Raw genomic sequence first — 17,342 nt, 5'->3', positions numbered from 1 at the left:
TATATTAAAAAAAGACCCTGTCATTCAAAGAATGATGGGTCCTCTTGATTATGTCGTCTTTGCATCATGCTCACGAGAAATGTCCAGCAACTCACTCACCGTCACCAAACGGTACCCTTCCGCGACCAGTTCCTCCACCAGCACACGAACCGCCTCCACCGTCTGGAAACGATCCCCGTACCCGTCATGGAATATGAGCACGCTGCCAGGTTTCACCGCAGACCGGGTATGCTCCAGAATGTGCTCAACACCGGGATTGTCCCAATCCCTCGCATCACCGTTCACCGCACCAATCGTCCGATATCCACGCTCCGCCGCCAGAGACAGTATATCATCGTTTACGCCAAAATACGGCGGGCGGAAGCAGCGGGCAGGTTGCCCCGTAACTTCTTGAACAAGATTTTCTGCGCGTTGCAGCTCCTCCCCAGCTTCCTCCAGCGTCAACTTGGTCAGATCCGGATGCGTGTACGTATGGTTGGCGATCTCATGCCCTTCACGGTGCACCTCCGCCGTAATCTCCGGGTGAGTCTCCATCTCTTGGCCAATCATGAAAAACGTCGCCCGCCCACCGGCACGCCGGAATATCTCAAGCACTTGAGGTGTATAGACCGGATGCGGCCCATCATCAAACGTGAACGCCACAACCTTTTCCCGAACAGACTCCTGCTCTACCATCACGATATTGACCATATTATAATGACCCCTCTCTGAAACTGACTGGCTACATATCCCTTATTATTCCATGTCTATACGCCGCGGTCCAGTCCAGAGATCACACCTTGCGAAATCCCGAATCAAATCGATATCTACCAGAAAGAGAGTACAAGCGAGCGAGCATCGAGCCTTCTACCGCCACGTCCTCCAGTGCAGCCTCCAGCTAACCTTTGATCGCACCTGCGATCATACTCTTCTGCACCTGTTTGTTCAGCAGCAGATAGATGACCACGGTTGGCACCGTTGTAATCATCAGTCCCGCACCAATGATACCCCATTGCGTAATGTACGTTCCCACCATCGACATCATACCCACCGTCAACGTCTGGTAAGCCGTGTTATTGATAAACGTAACTGCAAACATCAGCTCATTCCAGCAGGACAGAAATGTGAAGATGGCTACCGTTGATATAGCCGGGGTTACCAGAGGCAGGATAATGGAGAAAAACGTCCGGTATATGCCGCAGCCGTCGATAACCGCCGACTCCTCCATTTCTCTTGGGATACCTTTGAAAAAACTGCCCAGAATGAATACCGCCATCGGAATGCCAAATGCCACATAGGGAATGATCAGAGACCAGTAACTGTTGAGCAGGCTCAGATTCTTCAAAATAATAAACAATGGCAGCAGCGCCGCATGAATCGGCACCATCATGCCCAGCAAAATAATCGTCATCGTCAACCCGCTAAGCTTCCAGTTCATTCTCGTGATTGCGTAACCCGTCATGGAGGACAGGATCAGTACCAAGACAATGGAGGCCGCAGTAACCAGCACACTATTCATAAAATAGGTCAGCACATGGCCGTCGGACATTGCTTTGGTGTAGTTGCTCCATAGGAACGCTTTGGGCAACCCGGCTACATCACCGCTGAAAATCTCACTGTTATCCTTCAGGGAAAACAGCGCCAGCCAGATGAGCGGGTAGATCTGCACAATCGCAACGAGGATCAGAAACGCTTGCAGGAACACTTTCCCGATCGGTCCGGAGATGGACCTCGGCTTGGGCTTTTTTTGCAACATGACTTCTACGGTACTCATGCCTTTTGCCTCCCTCTACTCCGTTTTGAACAATGAATTAATGAGGATCGTACACACCAAACACTCCACAATGATAAAGACCGAGATCGCACTGCCATATCCGTACCGGAACGTATCAAAAATGGTAGCGTACATCAGCGTGCTTGGCACTTCAGTGGTGTAAAATGGCCCGCCACCTGTCAGCACATAGATCAGGTCAAACACCTTGAATGCACCGATGACCGAAAAAACAAGGCTTACCTTCAGAATTGGCTTCATCAGCGGGATCATAATGGACCACGCCGTCCGAATACGGGAAGCACCATCCATTCGAGCAGCTTCGAGCACATCCTGAGACACGGACTTCGCACCTGCATACATCAGCAACATGTGATACCCCACGTACTGCCACAAGGTCGGAATAAACGATGCCGCCAGCGCGGTGTCCTTCTGTCCCAGCCAATCTTGTGCCAGGCTGGATAAGCCGATACTTTGTAGCAGCACGTTCAGCAGACCATAATCGGCATTGTAGATTTTTGACCACAACTGGGCAATAACCACCGTTGAGATCAACACCGGGATGAAATACACGGTCCGGTAGAAACCTTCTCCCTTGATGTTGGACGCAAGAATCAGTGCGAGCACCAACGAGATCGGCAGTTGAATGAACACCGAAGCACCCGCGAATAACAGGGAGTTTTTGATCGAATTCAGCACACGGGTATCCTTAAACATCTCTACATAGTTGTCCAGGCCGATAAATGTACCCCTGCCTACGCCGTTCCAGTCCAGCAGACTGTAATAACTGGAGACAAAGATGGGAATAAGCACAATTCCGCAGAAGAGAATCAGTGTGGGCAGTACAAAGACGGCGATCGTGCCTTTATTGGAAAATACAGAGTTCATTATTGTTCTCCTCTCAAAGGCGTGACCGGGATATACCGGACCACGCCTTGTTTGGGTTCATCTTCATTGTTAGCATGCTTCAGACGGGCAAGCCCACAAGGTCTATGCGTAAGGTATTCACGGGGAATTGGCAAAGACATGTCGTGTAAGGACCCTCTAGGACTTGTAAGCATTTAAGCTTGTATGCTTGCACGTACTCATACCTGCCTACCTGTTTCCTATAGACTTAGCTCTGTTGGTTTGAGCTGTGCCATCTGTTTGCAGAACTCTTCAGGTGTTACATCGCCGGCAAGCAGCTGGGCAATCAGGTTTTTGTGCGCTTCGGCAGACTCCGCAGGCAGAATGTTATCCCACCACGCAATGAATGAGGTCGCCGTTTTCATAATATCCGCCGCAGACAGATCAAGGGAGGACAGGCTGGATGTGTCGAGTGCATCGGTTTTCCAGCTTGGCAGACCCGCTCCAGCCAGGAAACCTTGCGTACCAAGCTGCTCACTCAGATACATGAGGAATTCCACGGCTTCCTTCGGATGTTTGGTATTCTGGTTGATGTAGAAACCATCGACGGCTCCGCCAAAGATTTCGGTATTTGTACCTTTACCATCCTCAAACACCGGGAACGGAATCACTTTCACTTTGCCTTTAACTGCGGAGGACGGGTCCTCAATGCCTGCATTCACCCAGTTGGCCTGGAACATCATCGCCCCGTTGCCTGCATTAAATGCCCCCAGCATCTCGTCATAGCTCATGCTGAACATGCTGCTGTTGAACGCTCCTGCTTGTGCAAGCTGCTGCATTTTAGTCGCGGCGGCAACAAAGTCCGGTGAATCCCACTTCGACGGATCTTTAAAGGCTTCCATCACCGCTGCATTGCCTGCCTGACGCATCGCAATAATGTCGTACCAGTACATGCCCGGCCAGCGATCCTTCTCTCCAATCACAGCCGGGGTGATCCCCGCCGCTTTCAGCTTGGTGACTGCATCCAGCAGTTCGTTATAGGTGGTCGGAATCTTGGCACCCGCTTGCTCGAACAGTTCTGTATTCACGTAAAGGTTGGCGATATGTGTGTACACGGGCAATGTGTAGATTTTGCCGTCCATATTAATGGCCTCAGCCATTCCCGGGCCCATTCGTTCTTTGATATCGTCCGTCAGGTAACTTGAGATTTCCAGCACATTGCCGGATTTGATGTACGGCTGCATGAAGCTACCACCGCCCATGCCATAGAACAGGTCTGGCGCCTCACCAGCCGCAATCGATGTTTTGACTTTGGTTTTGTACTGTTCTCCTGTCGTGCCCGTACGTTCAACCTGGATGTCCGGATGCTCGCTGTTCCATTTCTCAACAATCTCGGGCAGCAGCTTGGCCGAAGGATCGGTATTGCCAACCGATTGATCCCATAGCGTCAGCTTGATCTTGCCATTACTTTCCCCCTGTGTACCACCGGACGAACCGGATGAACATGCCGCCAGACTGCTTACAATTCCCAGAGTCAGAATTAGACTTGCTGATTTTTTTAATAGCGCTTTCATCTCTATGGACCTCCCTATGTGTTTTAGTTCGTTCTAGCCCATATTTTAGGCGAACTGTTCGTTGTTCTCCATTTAGAAAACAGGCATCGATTTGTAATATTCGAACATATGTGGAATTGGAACTGGTAGTGTGGGGGGGACATTCTCGTTTTTCAGGTTTTTACATTCCGATATTCGTTCATGGACCGACCGATATGTTTTTTGAACAAGACGCTGAAATAATGCGGGTCCGGGATGCCTACCTGCTGCCCGATCTCATACCCCTTTAAATCGGTCTGCTTCAGCAACGTTTCGGCCTTTCTCATACGAAGCTGCGTCATATATTCCACAAATGTCTGCCCGGTTTCTTTTTTCATCAGCCGCCCCAGATGGCCCGAACTTACGTAAAAAGCAGCCGCGGTGCTGGATAGTCCCACTTCCGCATTGCCCATGTTCTCTTCAAGATAAGCCATCACCCGGTCGATCAGATTACCTTCCTTGGCCTGTCGTTTGGCTTGTATGACATCCGATACCGTGCGGACATGCTGCTCCAGCATGCTTTTTAGTTCAGGCAGATGACCTGCTGTAAAAATGGCCGCAACGGCCTCTTTGTTCAATGCGTATTCTCCCTCAAGCTGTTGCTCTATGGCGGCACGCTGGCACTCCGTAACCACATCCATGGCTGCCATCCGAAACTGTGAAACGTCCGAGAACGGCACAGACAGCATACGCTCCAGCAACAATACGGCTTCTTCCCCCGCACCAACACTGACGTAAAATTGCAGTTGTTGGAGCAACTGAGCATCCGAGTGGTAGGGCCTCTTACCGCCTTCGATGACCAGATCCTCGAAGCAAATAACCTGATTTTTCCCCACAAACGCCTGATAATCGAGTGCACGACAAGCTTCCCGGTATCCCACACAGGCCCTTCCCCATCCTGATTGCCATTGCCCAATCCCTACGGTCACATCAACTTCACACCCTTCGAGCTTAAGTGTATGTTGAAGTTCTTCCTGAAGCTGCTGTACCTGATTGGCAAATTCGGTATCCGCACCAAGCGAGAGCAAAACTATCCGGTTATGTGGGTCCATGACGATAATGGTTTGCGAATCCTGCGGATAAAATGCCTGCACCTGCTTCATGCCTACCATTCGCAGCAAAATATGTATTTCCTCAGCGGGTTGTCGATGGGCTTCTGTTTGATGCTGGCTTAATTGGGGCTGACCATGTTGTTGTTGGGGTCCTCGATGTGCTTCATGTGTTTGGTGTGTTTGGCGTGTTTGGTGATATGGTTCGGACAGATGTGGATATACCTCTGGTGCAGCTATCTTAGCTTGCGGTACAGCAACCTCCACCTCCATTACTGCGATGCGTGATCCAGGTTCACCAGACGAGATAGGAATGCCGAAGAAACGCGCCTTCTCTTGTAGTTCATCCTCAGATATCACATCACTTAACCATTTATTTACAAATCTCTCCCTGAGATAAGGCAAGCTCTGCTTCATCTCCTCCAGCAGGTTCATCAGCTCGTACTGACGCCCTATCTCCTGCTCGATTGCCACTCGCAGCTTCGTCGTAACCTGTAATAATTCAGAAGCACGAATAGGTTTCAAAATAAAATCGGATATGCCCAGCTTCACACTCTGACGAGCATATTCGAATTCATCATGTCCCGTCACTACCACGATTTTTATGTTTGGGTAACGCTCCATGAGGATGCCGCTCAGTTCAATGCCGTCCATCTTTGGCATGTATATGTCCGTGAACACGATGTCCGGACGTAACAGCTCAACCTGTTCCAAAGCCTCTGCAGCATCGGAGGCCTCGCCAATGATGGTCATGCCTTGCTGTTCCCAATCGATACGCATGCGCAGCAGATTTCGGATGAGGTACTCGTCATCCACAATCAATACCTTTAATGGTTCCACAGTGAATTCCATGATTCATCGGCTCCCTTCGGGATCGTTATGATAATGGTGGTTCCTTTTCCAACCTCGCTCTGCAGCTTGAGTCCATCTTCTCTGTCATAGAAAATGCGAAGCCGTTCCATCGTCCCCCACAAGCCAAAGCTTGGATTTTGTTTAGCGTTATAGTTAGGATTAGAAGTATTAGATGCGTTAGATGCGTTAGATGAGTTCGAGCGATTAGACCTGTTCATTTCTGTTCGTTGAATCTGCTTCACTTCTTCCTCGGACATGCCGACTCCGTCGTCAGTGATCGTTAGAAGTACTCCCTCCTTGGATCGACGAGCTTGGATGCGTATCGTGCCCGGGCTGCCTTTGGGACGAATACCGTGATACAGCGAATTTTCCACCAACGGCTGGATCACAAGCTTGGGAATCATCACTCGCTCACAATCTGGAGCAATATCGTACTGCACCTCAAATACACCGGGGTATCGCACCTGCTGGATCGTCAGATAATTGCGTACAATCTCAACCTCCTCGTGCAGCGTAATCAGTTCACGACCTTTGCTGACACTCAGTCGATAGTAACTTCCAAGCGCTTCTAACAGCTCACATACCTTATCGTTCATGCCCGACATCGCCAGGGAGGTAATAGAATCAAGTGTGTTATATAGAAAATGCGGCTTGATCTGCGCCTGAAGTGTATTCAGCTCTGCTCGGCGAATCGTCTGCTGCTCCTGAATGATGCGTTTCAACATCTGCTCAATCTGCTCAATCATCTGGTTGTACCCTCCATATAGCTGTGCGAACTCGTAACTGTTCAGCTCAACCGTCACTTTGCGGAAGTTGCCGCTTGGCGCTTTTTGCATGGAACGAAGTAGCTTGTGAATCGGCTTAATGACGCTGCGGGAGATGATAAACGAACTGACGAAAAAGACAGTCCCGTTCACCGCCAGTAAGATCAGCGCAAGCAACACCATGGATTTATTACGGGTATCTGTAGCCCGGTATGGGCTCATACTGATAAATTTCCACTGATCATCACCAGCTGAACGATAGGTCACCGCATATTCCTGACCACCCGATTGCAAGGTGATGAAGCCGGAGGATTGCTCTTGAAATGTTTGTTTTAACTTGGCCTGATTGGCCTCTAACATCTCGTACATCCCTTCCTGTCCAGAAGCGGCAGACATGGATGCGTCGGATACAGCAGGCACGCCCTTCTTTCCATCGGTTGCGTTGGTTGCGATCACCTGCTGATGCTCATCCAGAATGGCCACCTGAAATGAATCCGTTGCAGACAGGTTAGCATAAGCTTGAGCGATGGATGCCCCCTTGATGTTCATGACCAAAAATCCAAGCGGAGACGTATCATCCAAATCTCGAATGAGGCGAATAAACGACACCACCTCTTGCCCATCATTCTCCCCCGTTGCCGAGACTCCGCTGTCGTTGTTGCCACCATTCAGCCTGAGCAGATATCTTCCGTTATGCTTCAGTGCCTGTTCGTACCAAGGCGCTTCCTTCACATTCGCTTCCATAAACGTGGGCCATTCCTGTGTACCAACCGAGAATCGGTGCCCCGAATTATCGTAAATATATACTGAATCGATAATTGGAATCGCTTGCATAAGATTGGTCAAATAAGCGCTGACCTTGGACTGTGTTTGTAAATTGGAATACACGTTGCCCTGCCGCAGCAGGTTCTGCAAGTTGGGATCAGAGAAAATCATTTTCGAATAATTGTTCACGTTCTCGATCATCAGATTAACGTTGGTCTCAATGGATGTTATCGTCTGCAATGATGCTTCATTGATCTTTCGCTGCGCATCATTTTCCGAGATTCGATTCAGCACCAACGCACTGAACGCCACCGTTAGCAGAATAATGACAAAGTAGGCAAACGGGATTTTAAAAGCCAGCGTCTTGGGCTTACGTTGAATGAACTCTTTGAAACGGTGAGTCCAATTCTTCTTCATTCCGTTCGTGTTCGCTTTTGTATTTACGTTTACTTCTGCATCGGCCTCAACATCTAATTGAGTTGTTGCTTTCACTTTTGTTTTTCATCTCCTTCTGTTGTTGCTCCTGCATCTGTTTTTGCATCTTTTGCTCTGTGTTTCACTGTGCCCCTCCTTTGGTTCCGATGTGTGATGGGTTTATCGGTTGTGATATCCACCACTCTCTCGGATTTTATACAATTGTATATTATAGGACGGTGTATGGAGCAGGCTCAATTCTTTTTATCGCTTACGGATGGCTTGACTGAGTGAAGTAGAATGAGGATTTGGGAAGACGATTGCTGTGAATGCTGTGGGTAGGGGCCCCCGTAATTGGAGCCGCAAGGAGTACTGCTTTATAAAATGTTGGAGGTACAGATAATAAGTTGTGGTTTGAGTCGGATGGAGAGAAAGCGGGGGAAGGGCGGAGGATCTGAATACACAAAAGGCGATGATAAACGTCTACCTTGATATGGCATACTTTTGAGCAAGTTTACGATATCTACGGGCATAATCTTACTACTTACAGAGTGTTGATCGAGTGGTTAAGGTTGGGAAAATCCAATTATCGTTTTCTCGCATGATGAATTTAAGTGGGGGAATGTCGGGAGTAGACTGCCCATGGGCAGGACAAGTACAGAGTTCGTTATGGTGAGAAACAGCGAATCGTGATCAAAGCGAGAATTCGGTAACGCCTTTTTTGGAGGCGTATTTCAGCGTGTAGCTTCCTTCTGTGCCATATGGCATCGTAGCGATTTGGATGCGGGTGTAATCCAGCCGACTTTCTCTCAGCACTTTTTTGATTAGCGCTATGCTTCGATCCTCGTCCGTTACCACACAGAAAATGTTCATTACATATTCCTTCGGATCACCCACGCGGCTACCTAGATCACATCCATCCACCTCTCCCAAATCCGCCTGGGTCAGAACGGTTTCCAGATATTCCATCACCTTTTCCTTCAACCAATGATCTCGTTTGCTACCCTGCGCGCTCTTCAGCGGATATTGCACCACAAGCCAGTATTTTTCACTCATTTAGCTTCACCAACCAATCTTTATAGAATAGGTATTACGTTATGTGCGTGCACTTAAATGATATGAAATGCATATGTCAGCCTTACATTTCTCCAGTTCCAAATGGGCTAGATTATCGATCTTACTGCTTTTTGGAATTGTACTGCCCTTCCATTTGCAGGATGGGGAACATGATGATGTTCAATGAGATGGGAGCTTAACGTGTCAGCTGACTTTCTGCCAATAGCCACGATCCGAGCATCAGGATTCAGTTGCATCAGCTGTCTGGCGAATAACACACCATCCTCCAACTCTGCCAAAGTCGGCGTTCGATTCGTCATCCGGTTTTCAGCAGATTGATAAGGATGAAAGGGATAAATGTTCCAAAATATAAAGTCCGTTGGTTTCCACCTTGAACTGGATAACACTTCACCCCATATAATGGATGCTGTCGGTTCTGCGAAACCATACAGTGCCTGACTTCGGTTAGGTTTGGCGATATTGGGCAGGCTTGTTCGAACACCCGGCTCACCGGAAAAAATCATCTGGTGATTCACCAGCGAGTGATTCCCGGTAACCATTCGCTCGGACGTCAAAGGTACGCCGGAGAACCTCGCCCCTTGATAGCCCACGGCTTCAGCAATAAAAATGTCCGAGCCTTGGATATTCTTGGTTCCAAATACCTGACCAAATGTTCAGAACGAATCTCCACCGCTTCGGGGCCGATATCATAACCCGTCACATAATCTCTCCAAGGATTAATCACATTTACTGGCGAGACATATGCTTGTACCCCTGCAACAAACTCGCGGATCTGCTGCTGCGTTTCGCTCATGCTTTTTGCCTCCTTTGGGAGATTACAGAGTATATTGGGCTTGCATCAGCTTATTTTACAAAGATTATAGCATAAACAGAAAAACCACCAACCAGAACGCTGGTTGATGGTGGATAGAAACTGTAGAAAACTATTGCGGTATAACTTCTTCCCACTGACCATTGGTGGTTTCTTTGTAGGTAAAAATGTTTCCATCATACTTTCCCTGAATAAAGTTAGAACCCGCTTCTTTCCATTCCTTAGTAACAGATAGGACAACTTTAGAATTCTGTGAATTTATTAAAACGTATTTCCCTCTTGATAAATTAATCTCAAAGGCTACTGGATAAAAATCGTACCAGAATAGTTTGTCTGATTTCTCTCCCAGTATACCCGCATCACCAGCTTTAAAGAAATGAGGACTGATGACTCGAAACCTGAACTCCAACCACTTTCTGGGATCTAAAGGAAATTCGTAATGACTATTGGGCTCCACTATAATATATGACTTTTCAGGAACCGGGTGTTGAACTTGAACTTTGTGCTCGATTATTTCTTTGGATATTACTCGAAAAACTAAATATACCACTATAAATAGTATCGAAGTAATTACGGGTAATTTAGGCTTGTTCCTCAAAAAAACACTCAATCCAAGACCAATAATTAACGGAAACCATATCCATGGATCTCCCAATGTAATGGCTCCCATAATATATGATTTATCGCTAAAGGGATAGAATGCTGGTAAATCATGTCCCATATAGTCTAAAAATAAGTGTCCAAACAAGACAGACAAAATAGAAGATCCCCAGATTAATTTGAAACTTGTCTTTTTATAGAACAGTTTTGTCAAATATGCTATTCCTAAAGCTAAAAGGGGTGTAAACAATATAGAATGGGACCACGGAGCTACACTTCTATCCCCAAAAATATCAGGAATTATTCCACACAGAGCACCCGAACATAGACATATCATAAGATTTTTCCATGTATCCCTTGGATAAAAGCAGTATGCAATTACCGCCCCAAGAAGAGCATGTGATAGAACATGAAAAAACAAATATAAATACGGATCCAAAATAACTACTCCTTTACTCTATTATTATAAATATTGTATTTAATGTTAAACATTATATATTATTTTTTCATATAAAAGACCTGAGAGTCGAACCTCTTCCAAAGGTCTGCGGGGAGTAGTCTCTGTATGGATGTTACCTAATCTAATTTCTTAATATTAAATTCGAGCACAAATCAACGTAGGCTCCACAAAATAGAATCAACAAGCTATTAAAAATCCTCATAACAATGGATGGTCCGTATGTATTTTCTATTATCATAATCTGGTCTAGCTAAAGCAGGCTATAGATACCTATATACGTTTCAGAACCTAAATGTACCTGATATACTTTCTGGAAGCTGCTTTCGACCTATATATACCTCTATTTCCTCCATTTATATAATTTAGGTTATTATATCATAAAATAAAAATCCACCAACCAGAACAATGGTTGGTGGATTTTGCTTACTTTAATGGAGGTGAGGGGGTATCGAACCTTTGACCCGAAGATAACGGCACATAAGCTTCTACGGGTATAGTCACAGTTTCAATTTCACCCGAGTATCAGTAACCCACAAGAACAGGATTAGCCCAAGTAGGTATGGACTCAACACAATAGATCAAATTACTCTGTATGATTTCCGCAACAATTAAAGGCTCGTATGTATTATCAATGATGATAACCCGATCTGCGATGGCTAGAGCCGGTTTAAGGTTCTTCAATGACTCACCATATCGATAACGAATGTCTTCTTCTGCAATCCAATGTCCACCTTGTTCAACACGAGAGGCTACACGATCTATATGCATTTGAACATCCTCAAGACCGATATAGTATACGACAATTTCGTATCTGTTTTGTTTTGCAATTTCCATATGTTTTAAAACAAATGATCCGGACAATGTCGTTTCAATAGCGAAGTTTATACCACTTTTAATGAGAGATCGGATTCTTTTCACAGCTTCCCTGCCAGCAGACAGATCAGCACTGCGCGGATTCTCTGGCTTCAACTCTCTTGCAATTTGATCCGGATCAACCAGTTCACCAAGCCACTCTCTCATTTGCATACTGAGTGTACTTTTCCCTGCTCCATTGGTTCCAGCAAACACAGTCATAACTGGTCTGATTTCACTCATGATACTCAAACTCCTGGCGTTTTCCAGTAGCATCAAATATAATTTCAAATTTATTTCCTTCAGCATCCTCACGAACGCGTTTGTTGTTCTTTATATAATAAATAGAGGCACCTGAATCTTTAGCTTGTTTCCGTGCATATTGATTTGCTTTTTTCAAAATTTCTTGGAGCTTTTCTCGATTTTCAAACATCTTGAGTCCCCCAATCTAAATTTCTGTTTATTATATCATAAACTAAAAAACCACCAACCAGAACACTGGTTGATGGTTTTTTGACTCTAATGGAGGCGAGGGGAGTCGAACCCCTGTCCGAAGATAACGGCACATAAGCTTCTACGGGTGTAGTCACAGTTTTGATGTCACCCGAGTATCGCCCCGTAACCGGCTATACGTTGGGTCAGCCTGATTGTCTTCTTCAGCACACCCCAGGCGGAGATGTGACAGCGTATCCCACTACTAGTTAGCCCCTATCCCTGTCACATGGGCGATGCAGGGTAGAAGCACGCACACAGTTTCTTAGGCTGCGAAAGCGTAGTTTGTTTGTTGTTTGCCGTTTAATAGGCTTTAGCGTTGATAAAGCGGACGCGTCCCCACTACCCGCTACCCATGCTCGAACTATCCCCGTCGAATCCATAAACGCCCCCTCAATGAAGAAGGGCTCCAGGATTAATCCGTGAATACGGAGCAAAGGTGCTACACATCTTTTTCCTCCAAGGTAAAAAGATGCTTCTTTCAAACTCGGCATTCCTGTCTGCTACATGAGTAATCATAACACAGGACACATCACCGAAATAGTGCAGATTGCTGGAAGACATTCCAGCAGGCTGAGCATGTGTACAAGGTTATCCAATACAACAGGCTCAATCGTCTACATATTATACCGCGTCGCCAATCGGAAGTAAAGTTTACCCAGATCGGCTCACGAACAACGGCACCTAAGTATCTTACCCACGTTTCAGGCAAACTACGCAAAAGCTAAAAATTTAGATTCATCAACGCGCCAAGCTCCATGCTCCTACCGACATCCCTTCAACACATATCAAAGGAAATCACCACACAATACACTTCACAGCAACTCACACCAAATCACCTTCCCCAAATAAAAATAAAAAAAGCCCCAAGCTTGCCCATTGCAGGACAAACCTTGAGACTCCTTAACTCATACATCAATTTTCCTAACTTCATCACAAAAACTAACTTATACACTTAAAGTAAAGTCTTTACGCCCAGCGCTCCACTTAACGCGCAACCTTCTGCTTCTCGCGCAGTACCCGTTGGATATCACGTTGAGCATCGCGCTTCGCGGCAGTTTCACGTTTGTCGTATTGCTTCTTACCTTTACCCAGTCCAAGCAAAAGCTTTGCATAACCATTGCGGATATAGATTTTCAGCGGAACAATGCTGTACCCATCCTGTTTCGACAGCCCGAGCAGCTTGTGAATCTGCACTTTATGCATCAACAACTTGCGCGTACGTGTCGGATCGAGCGGATTATTTCGGTTCCCTTGTTCAAAAGGACTAATATGCATATTGTGAATATGAATCTCACCGTTTCGAATCGTGGCAAATGCATCACCAATATTCGCACGGCCGTTACGAAGAGATTTGATCTCCGTTCCGGTAAGCACCATGCCCGCTTCATACGTATCTTCAATGAAGTAGTCATGGGAAGCCTTTTTATTCTGTGCGAGCACTTTACTCTGTCCATCATTCTTGCCCATGTCCTCACTCCTTCTCCGTAAAATAAGCCGGTACCATGCTCTATAGCAGCGCACCCAATGTTGCACCAAGGTACCACGTGCCAGACCTTAATTGTAGCAAGTACGGCTGTTAAAATCAAGAAAGAGGCGACCTCTGCCGCCCCTCCTCATTACACCACTTTCAGACTGTGCGAAACAATACACCAGCTGAAGTGACTATTTTCTCCAACGCTTAATCTGGAGGAACGAATTGTAATCCATCTCTCCAAGTTACGTTAGCTTTATTTTTTCTTTTTCCGTACAAAAGCTGCCGTGCCGTTACCAGCTGCACCTTTGCTCTTCTTCCGCTTGCGTCGTGGTGCTCCGCCTTCCTGAGCGCCACCAGGAGTTGCATTCTCTCCAATAAATACGCCGCTTGGCGAAGTGTTTTTGCGTCCACTTCCGCCTTTGCCACCTTTATTGCCGCCCTTGCCGGACTTAAAGCTTCCTTCACCGCGACCGCTGCCGCTGTTCAGGCCACTTCCTTGTCCATCGGTTGAACTACTATCCGATCCACCCGATGTAGAGCTATATCCGCCTTTACCTGAGCCAAAACCAAAGCTCACCGCACCTTTGCCCCGGCCAGTTGATCCACCAGCATCACCCGCACGACGCTCACCTTTTGGTTTGCCGCCGCCTTTACCTGCGTAGCCACCAGATGAGCCTGCGCCCGCGCCTGCACTCGCTGCTCCACTGCGACCGCCACGTCCACCTTTGCTGCTTTCTTCCGTTGATCTGCCACCACGGTTGGCTCCAGCAGCGGATGAGCCGCCTTTGCCGCCACGTGAACCGCTGAATCCACCTGCTCCACCCTTGGCACCGCCGCGACCGCCACCACTTGCTGGACGTCCACCTTTACCGCCACGTCCGCCACCGAAGCCGCCAGGACGTTCACCGCGAGGTTTCATATCGACCATTTCAAAATCAATCGTATACTCTTCCATGCTTACACGTGCCACACGGATCTTCACTTCATCACCGATGCGGAAGACTTTCGAGGTACGTTCACCAATCAGAGCCATATGCTGATCGTCAAAATGGTAATAGTCGTCCGTGAGTGCGCTCAGGCGAATCAAGCCTTCAACCGTGTTTTCCAACTCAATGAACATACCAAAGCTGGTCACACTGCTGATCATGCCTTCGAACTCTTCGCCTACTTTGTCGAGCATGTACTCGGCTTTTTTCATTTTCTCCGTATCCCGCTCAGCTTCTACCGCCACACGTTCACGTTCCGAAGACTGCTGCGCAATATCGGCCATACGTGCTGCCAAATACTCCTGACGATTCTCCGGCAAAGCACCATTATTTTCAATGACTTCGCGAATCACACGGTGAATGACAAGATCGGGATAACGACGAATTGGAGACGTAAAGTGACTATAGAATTCTGCCGCGAGGCCAAAGTGACCTGACATTTCAGAATCATACTTCGCCTGTTTCATGGAACGGAGCATCATCGTACTAATCACGGTTTGTTCTTTCGTTTCTTTGATATCCTCAAGCAACGATTGAAGCGCCCGTGGATGAATCGCATTGCCACGTCCTTTGACCTGGTGTCCAAAATTCGCCGCAAAGGCGAGGAAATTTTGCAGTTTTTCCTGATCCGGGTCTTCGTGCACACGATAAATGAAAGGAACCTTCAACCAGTGGAAATGCTCTGCCACTGTTTCGTTCGCTGCCAACATGAATTCCTCAATGATTTGCTCTGCGATCGAACGCTCCCGTTTCACGATATCTACCGGTTTGCATTCTGCGTCCACAATGATTTTGGATTCTTCAAAATCAAAGTCAACCGCACCACGGCGCATACGCATGGCACGCAGCTTCAAAGCGATCTCTTTCATCAGATGGAAATCATCTACCAGATCCTTATAACGCTCGAGCAATTCCGGCTCTTCACCTTCAAGGATTTTACGGACGTTGGAATACGTCATCCGCTCTTTGGTTTTGATTACACTTGTGAAAATGTCATGTTTAACAACCTTCATCTGGTCGTTAAACTCCATCTCACAAGACAGTGTCAAGCGGTCTACCTGCGGGTTCAAACTACAGATCCCGTTGGACAGACGCTGTGGCAGCATCGGAATAACCCGGTCCACCAGATACACACTGCATCCACGGTTGTAGGCTTCCTGATCAAGCTTGGAATTCTCCTGCACATAATAGCCAACGTCGGCAATATGAACACCCAGACGATAGTTACCGTTAGGCAGCTTCTCTACGTTAACAGCATCATCGAGATCCTTGGCATCTTCGCCATCAATCGTGACAATGTTAAGTCCGCGCAGATCACGGCGACCCTGTTGTACAATCTCTTCATCCGTGATGGAGTCTGGTGCTTTTTCCGCCTCTTCTACCACTTCATCGGGGAAAGCTTCAGGCAACTGATGCTTGCGAATGACGGACAAAATATCAATACCCGGCTCATCCTTATGACCGAGAATCTCGATCACTTCACCCTCAGCCGCCGCACGACCCTCCGGGTAGCTGACGATCTTTGCTACAACCTTTTGTCCATCAACCGCCCCAGCAAAATTGGTACGTGGGATGAAAATATCGCGATTAATCCGTTTGTCATCCGGAATGACAAATCCGTACACCTCATGGCTTTGGAATACACCAACCACTTGTGTCACAGCACGAGTAACAATACGGACGATCTCACCCTCCAGGCGACCACCTGAAGGTCCTTGAGATGTGACTTTAACCAATACCGTGTCACCATTCATCGCACTTTTCATATCATTGGCGTGAATGTAGACATCCGGGTGCTCCCGATCCTCAGGGATAAGGAAAGCGAAACCTTTGGCGTGAGCCTGTAAACGTCCACGTACCAAATCCATACGCTCTGGCATGCCATAGCGATTGTTACGGGTCAGCAAAACTTTACCGGATTCCTCCAGCGTATTAAGCATAATCAAAAAGGCTTTGAAATCAGCTGCATCTTCAATAGCGAAGTGCTGTTCCAACTCCTGATAAGTCATAGGTTTATAAGCGGTTTCCCGCATGAAGTCGAGCAATTGTTGTTCTGTTATCATTAATATATTCACCTCGGGAAACATAAAAGTGTAAGCAAGTCTCATCTCTTTATGTATCGGAATTCTTACCTTTTTCATGCAATACAATATCATTGCTGTGAAGAGTGTAGTAGTACAACCATACTATCTCATACCCTAGTATACACGAATTCAATCCGGCCCATCCGTACCTCGCAAAAAAACCACAGTTGCCGGGCGCTCCTCTAAAATCACGCTTTCACGTATCTCTACAGCATTTTATGCGATACACGTGCTGTGCGCATCTGGAAAAGGACTACATCCGAAAATTTTCTGTACACATGACATTCATTATAGGGAGTGAGTTCGCGTAACGAATAAGCGAGGGACATACCATACATGATAGGGGTGTGTTGCATGTTAAGGAAGGAAAACCAAACAGAAGTGAGAAGAAGACCGAAAATCATGGAGTCTATAGATTAAATTGTTGGAAAAGTTTGGACGCGTAAGAATTTATTAAAAAACCCCCGTTTC

14 protein-coding genes and 1 other RNA gene are annotated in these 17,342 nt (G+C 46.9%); all 15 read right to left on the bottom strand.

The genetic code is table 11. The features are described from left to right. Positions 1-48: 48 nt before the first annotated feature. Positions 49-690 (bottom strand): polysaccharide deacetylase family protein, encoded by a 642-nt coding sequence (locus tag MHH92_RS01015; RefSeq protein WP_340901590.1) that lies wholly within the window; start codon positions 688-690, stop codon positions 49-51. A 187-nt stretch (positions 691-877) separates the two neighbouring features. Next, complete coding sequence (locus MHH92_RS01010; protein WP_017691224.1) at positions 878-1,753, bottom strand: carbohydrate ABC transporter permease; 876 nt, start codon at positions 1,751-1,753, stop codon at positions 878-880. A 15-nt stretch (positions 1,754-1,768) separates the two neighbouring features. After that, positions 1,769-2,638 carry a carbohydrate ABC transporter permease gene (locus MHH92_RS01005; protein WP_340901589.1) on the bottom strand — a complete coding sequence of 290 codons (870 nt, stop codon included), beginning with the start codon at positions 2,636-2,638 and terminating at the stop codon, positions 1,769-1,771. A 218-nt stretch (positions 2,639-2,856) separates the two neighbouring features. Next, entirely contained in the window at positions 2,857-4,170 is a 1,314-nt protein-coding gene (locus MHH92_RS01000; RefSeq protein WP_340901588.1) for an extracellular solute-binding protein, read from the bottom strand. Between the two features lie 152 nt (positions 4,171-4,322). Then, entirely contained in the window at positions 4,323-6,089 is a 1,767-nt protein-coding gene (locus MHH92_RS00995; protein WP_340901587.1) for a response regulator, read from the bottom strand. Beyond that, positions 6,065-8,110: a cache domain-containing sensor histidine kinase gene (locus MHH92_RS00990; RefSeq protein ID WP_340901586.1), complete on the bottom strand. Its 2,046-nt coding sequence runs from the start codon at positions 8,108-8,110 to the stop codon at positions 6,065-6,067. The genes MHH92_RS00995 and MHH92_RS00990 overlap by 25 nt, the downstream gene beginning before the upstream one ends. Positions 8,111-8,725: 615 nt before the next feature. After that, positions 8,726-9,088, bottom strand: coding sequence for a hypothetical protein (locus MHH92_RS00985; RefSeq protein WP_340901585.1), 363 nt, complete (start codon positions 9,086-9,088; stop codon positions 8,726-8,728). A gap of 107 nt (positions 9,089-9,195) precedes the next feature. Beyond that, positions 9,196-9,612 (bottom strand): uracil-DNA glycosylase, encoded by a 417-nt coding sequence (locus MHH92_RS00980; RefSeq protein ID WP_340901584.1) that lies wholly within the window; start codon positions 9,610-9,612, stop codon positions 9,196-9,198. Positions 9,613-9,659: 47 nt separating this feature from the next. Then, a complete protein-coding gene (locus MHH92_RS00975) occupies positions 9,660-9,902 on the bottom strand; it encodes a hypothetical protein (protein WP_340901583.1) in 243 nt (80 codons plus the stop codon). Between the two features lie 130 nt (positions 9,903-10,032). Next, positions 10,033-10,959, bottom strand: a complete 927-nt coding sequence (locus MHH92_RS00970) for a metal-dependent hydrolase (RefSeq protein WP_340901582.1) — start codon at positions 10,957-10,959, stop codon at positions 10,033-10,035. Positions 10,960-11,502: 543 nt separating this feature from the next. Further along, positions 11,503-12,075: a zeta toxin family protein gene (locus MHH92_RS00965; RefSeq protein WP_340901581.1), complete on the bottom strand. Its 573-nt coding sequence runs from the start codon at positions 12,073-12,075 to the stop codon at positions 11,503-11,505. Next, complete coding sequence (locus tag MHH92_RS00960; protein ID WP_340901580.1) at positions 12,068-12,265, bottom strand: hypothetical protein; 198 nt, start codon at positions 12,263-12,265, stop codon at positions 12,068-12,070. Before MHH92_RS00960 ends, MHH92_RS00965 begins: the two co-directional genes overlap by 8 nt. An 87-nt stretch (positions 12,266-12,352) precedes the next feature. Then, positions 12,353-12,717, bottom strand: a transfer-messenger RNA (tmRNA) gene (gene ssrA / locus MHH92_RS00955). Positions 12,718-13,311: 594 nt separating this feature from the next. Continuing rightward, positions 13,312-13,794, bottom strand: a complete 483-nt coding sequence (smpB, locus tag MHH92_RS00950) for an SsrA-binding protein SmpB (RefSeq protein WP_036674736.1) — start codon at positions 13,792-13,794, stop codon at positions 13,312-13,314. Positions 13,795-14,054: 260 nt separating this feature from the next. Next, positions 14,055-16,850: a ribonuclease R gene (gene rnr / locus MHH92_RS00945; protein ID WP_340901579.1), complete on the bottom strand. Its 2,796-nt coding sequence runs from the start codon at positions 16,848-16,850 to the stop codon at positions 14,055-14,057. Positions 16,851-17,342: the final 492 nt, after the last annotated feature.

Origin of the sequence: Paenibacillus sp. FSL M7-1414, assembly GCF_038003195.1 — a bacterium.
Lineage (GTDB): Bacteria > Bacillota > Bacilli > Paenibacillales > Paenibacillaceae > Paenibacillus > Paenibacillus amylolyticus.
This window is presented reverse-complemented; position numbering and strand designations above follow the sequence as displayed.

Coding starts and splice junctions, on each gene's coding strand:
- MHH92_RS01015 (WP_340901590.1), bottom strand. CDS start 690: ATGGTCAATATCGTGATGGTAGAGCAGGAGTCTGTTCGGGAAAAGGTT.
- MHH92_RS01000 (WP_340901588.1), bottom strand. CDS start 4,170: ATGAAAGCGCTATTAAAAAAATCAGCAAGTCTAATTCTGACTCTGGGA.
- MHH92_RS00975 (WP_340901583.1), bottom strand. CDS start 9,902: ATGAGCGAAACGCAGCAGCAGATCCGCGAGTTTGTTGCAGGGGTACAA.
- MHH92_RS00965 (WP_340901581.1), bottom strand. CDS start 12,075: ATGAGTGAAATCAGACCAGTTATGACTGTGTTTGCTGGAACCAATGGA.
- MHH92_RS00980 (WP_340901584.1), bottom strand. CDS start 9,612: ATGATTTTTTCCGGTGAGCCGGGTGTTCGAACAAGCCTGCCCAATATC.
- MHH92_RS01010 (WP_017691224.1), bottom strand. CDS start 1,753: ATGAGTACCGTAGAAGTCATGTTGCAAAAAAAGCCCAAGCCGAGGTCC.
- smpB (WP_036674736.1), bottom strand. CDS start 13,794: ATGGGCAAGAATGATGGACAGAGTAAAGTGCTCGCACAGAATAAAAAG.
- MHH92_RS00960 (WP_340901580.1), bottom strand. CDS start 12,265: ATGTTTGAAAATCGAGAAAAGCTCCAAGAAATTTTGAAAAAAGCAAAT.
- MHH92_RS00985 (WP_340901585.1), bottom strand. CDS start 9,088: ATGAGTGAAAAATACTGGCTTGTGGTGCAATATCCGCTGAAGAGCGCG.
- rnr (WP_340901579.1), bottom strand. CDS start 16,850: ATGATAACAGAACAACAATTGCTCGACTTCATGCGGGAAACCGCTTAT.
- MHH92_RS00995 (WP_340901587.1), bottom strand. CDS start 6,089: ATGGAATTCACTGTGGAACCATTAAAGGTATTGATTGTGGATGACGAG.
- MHH92_RS01005 (WP_340901589.1), bottom strand. CDS start 2,638: ATGAACTCTGTATTTTCCAATAAAGGCACGATCGCCGTCTTTGTACTG.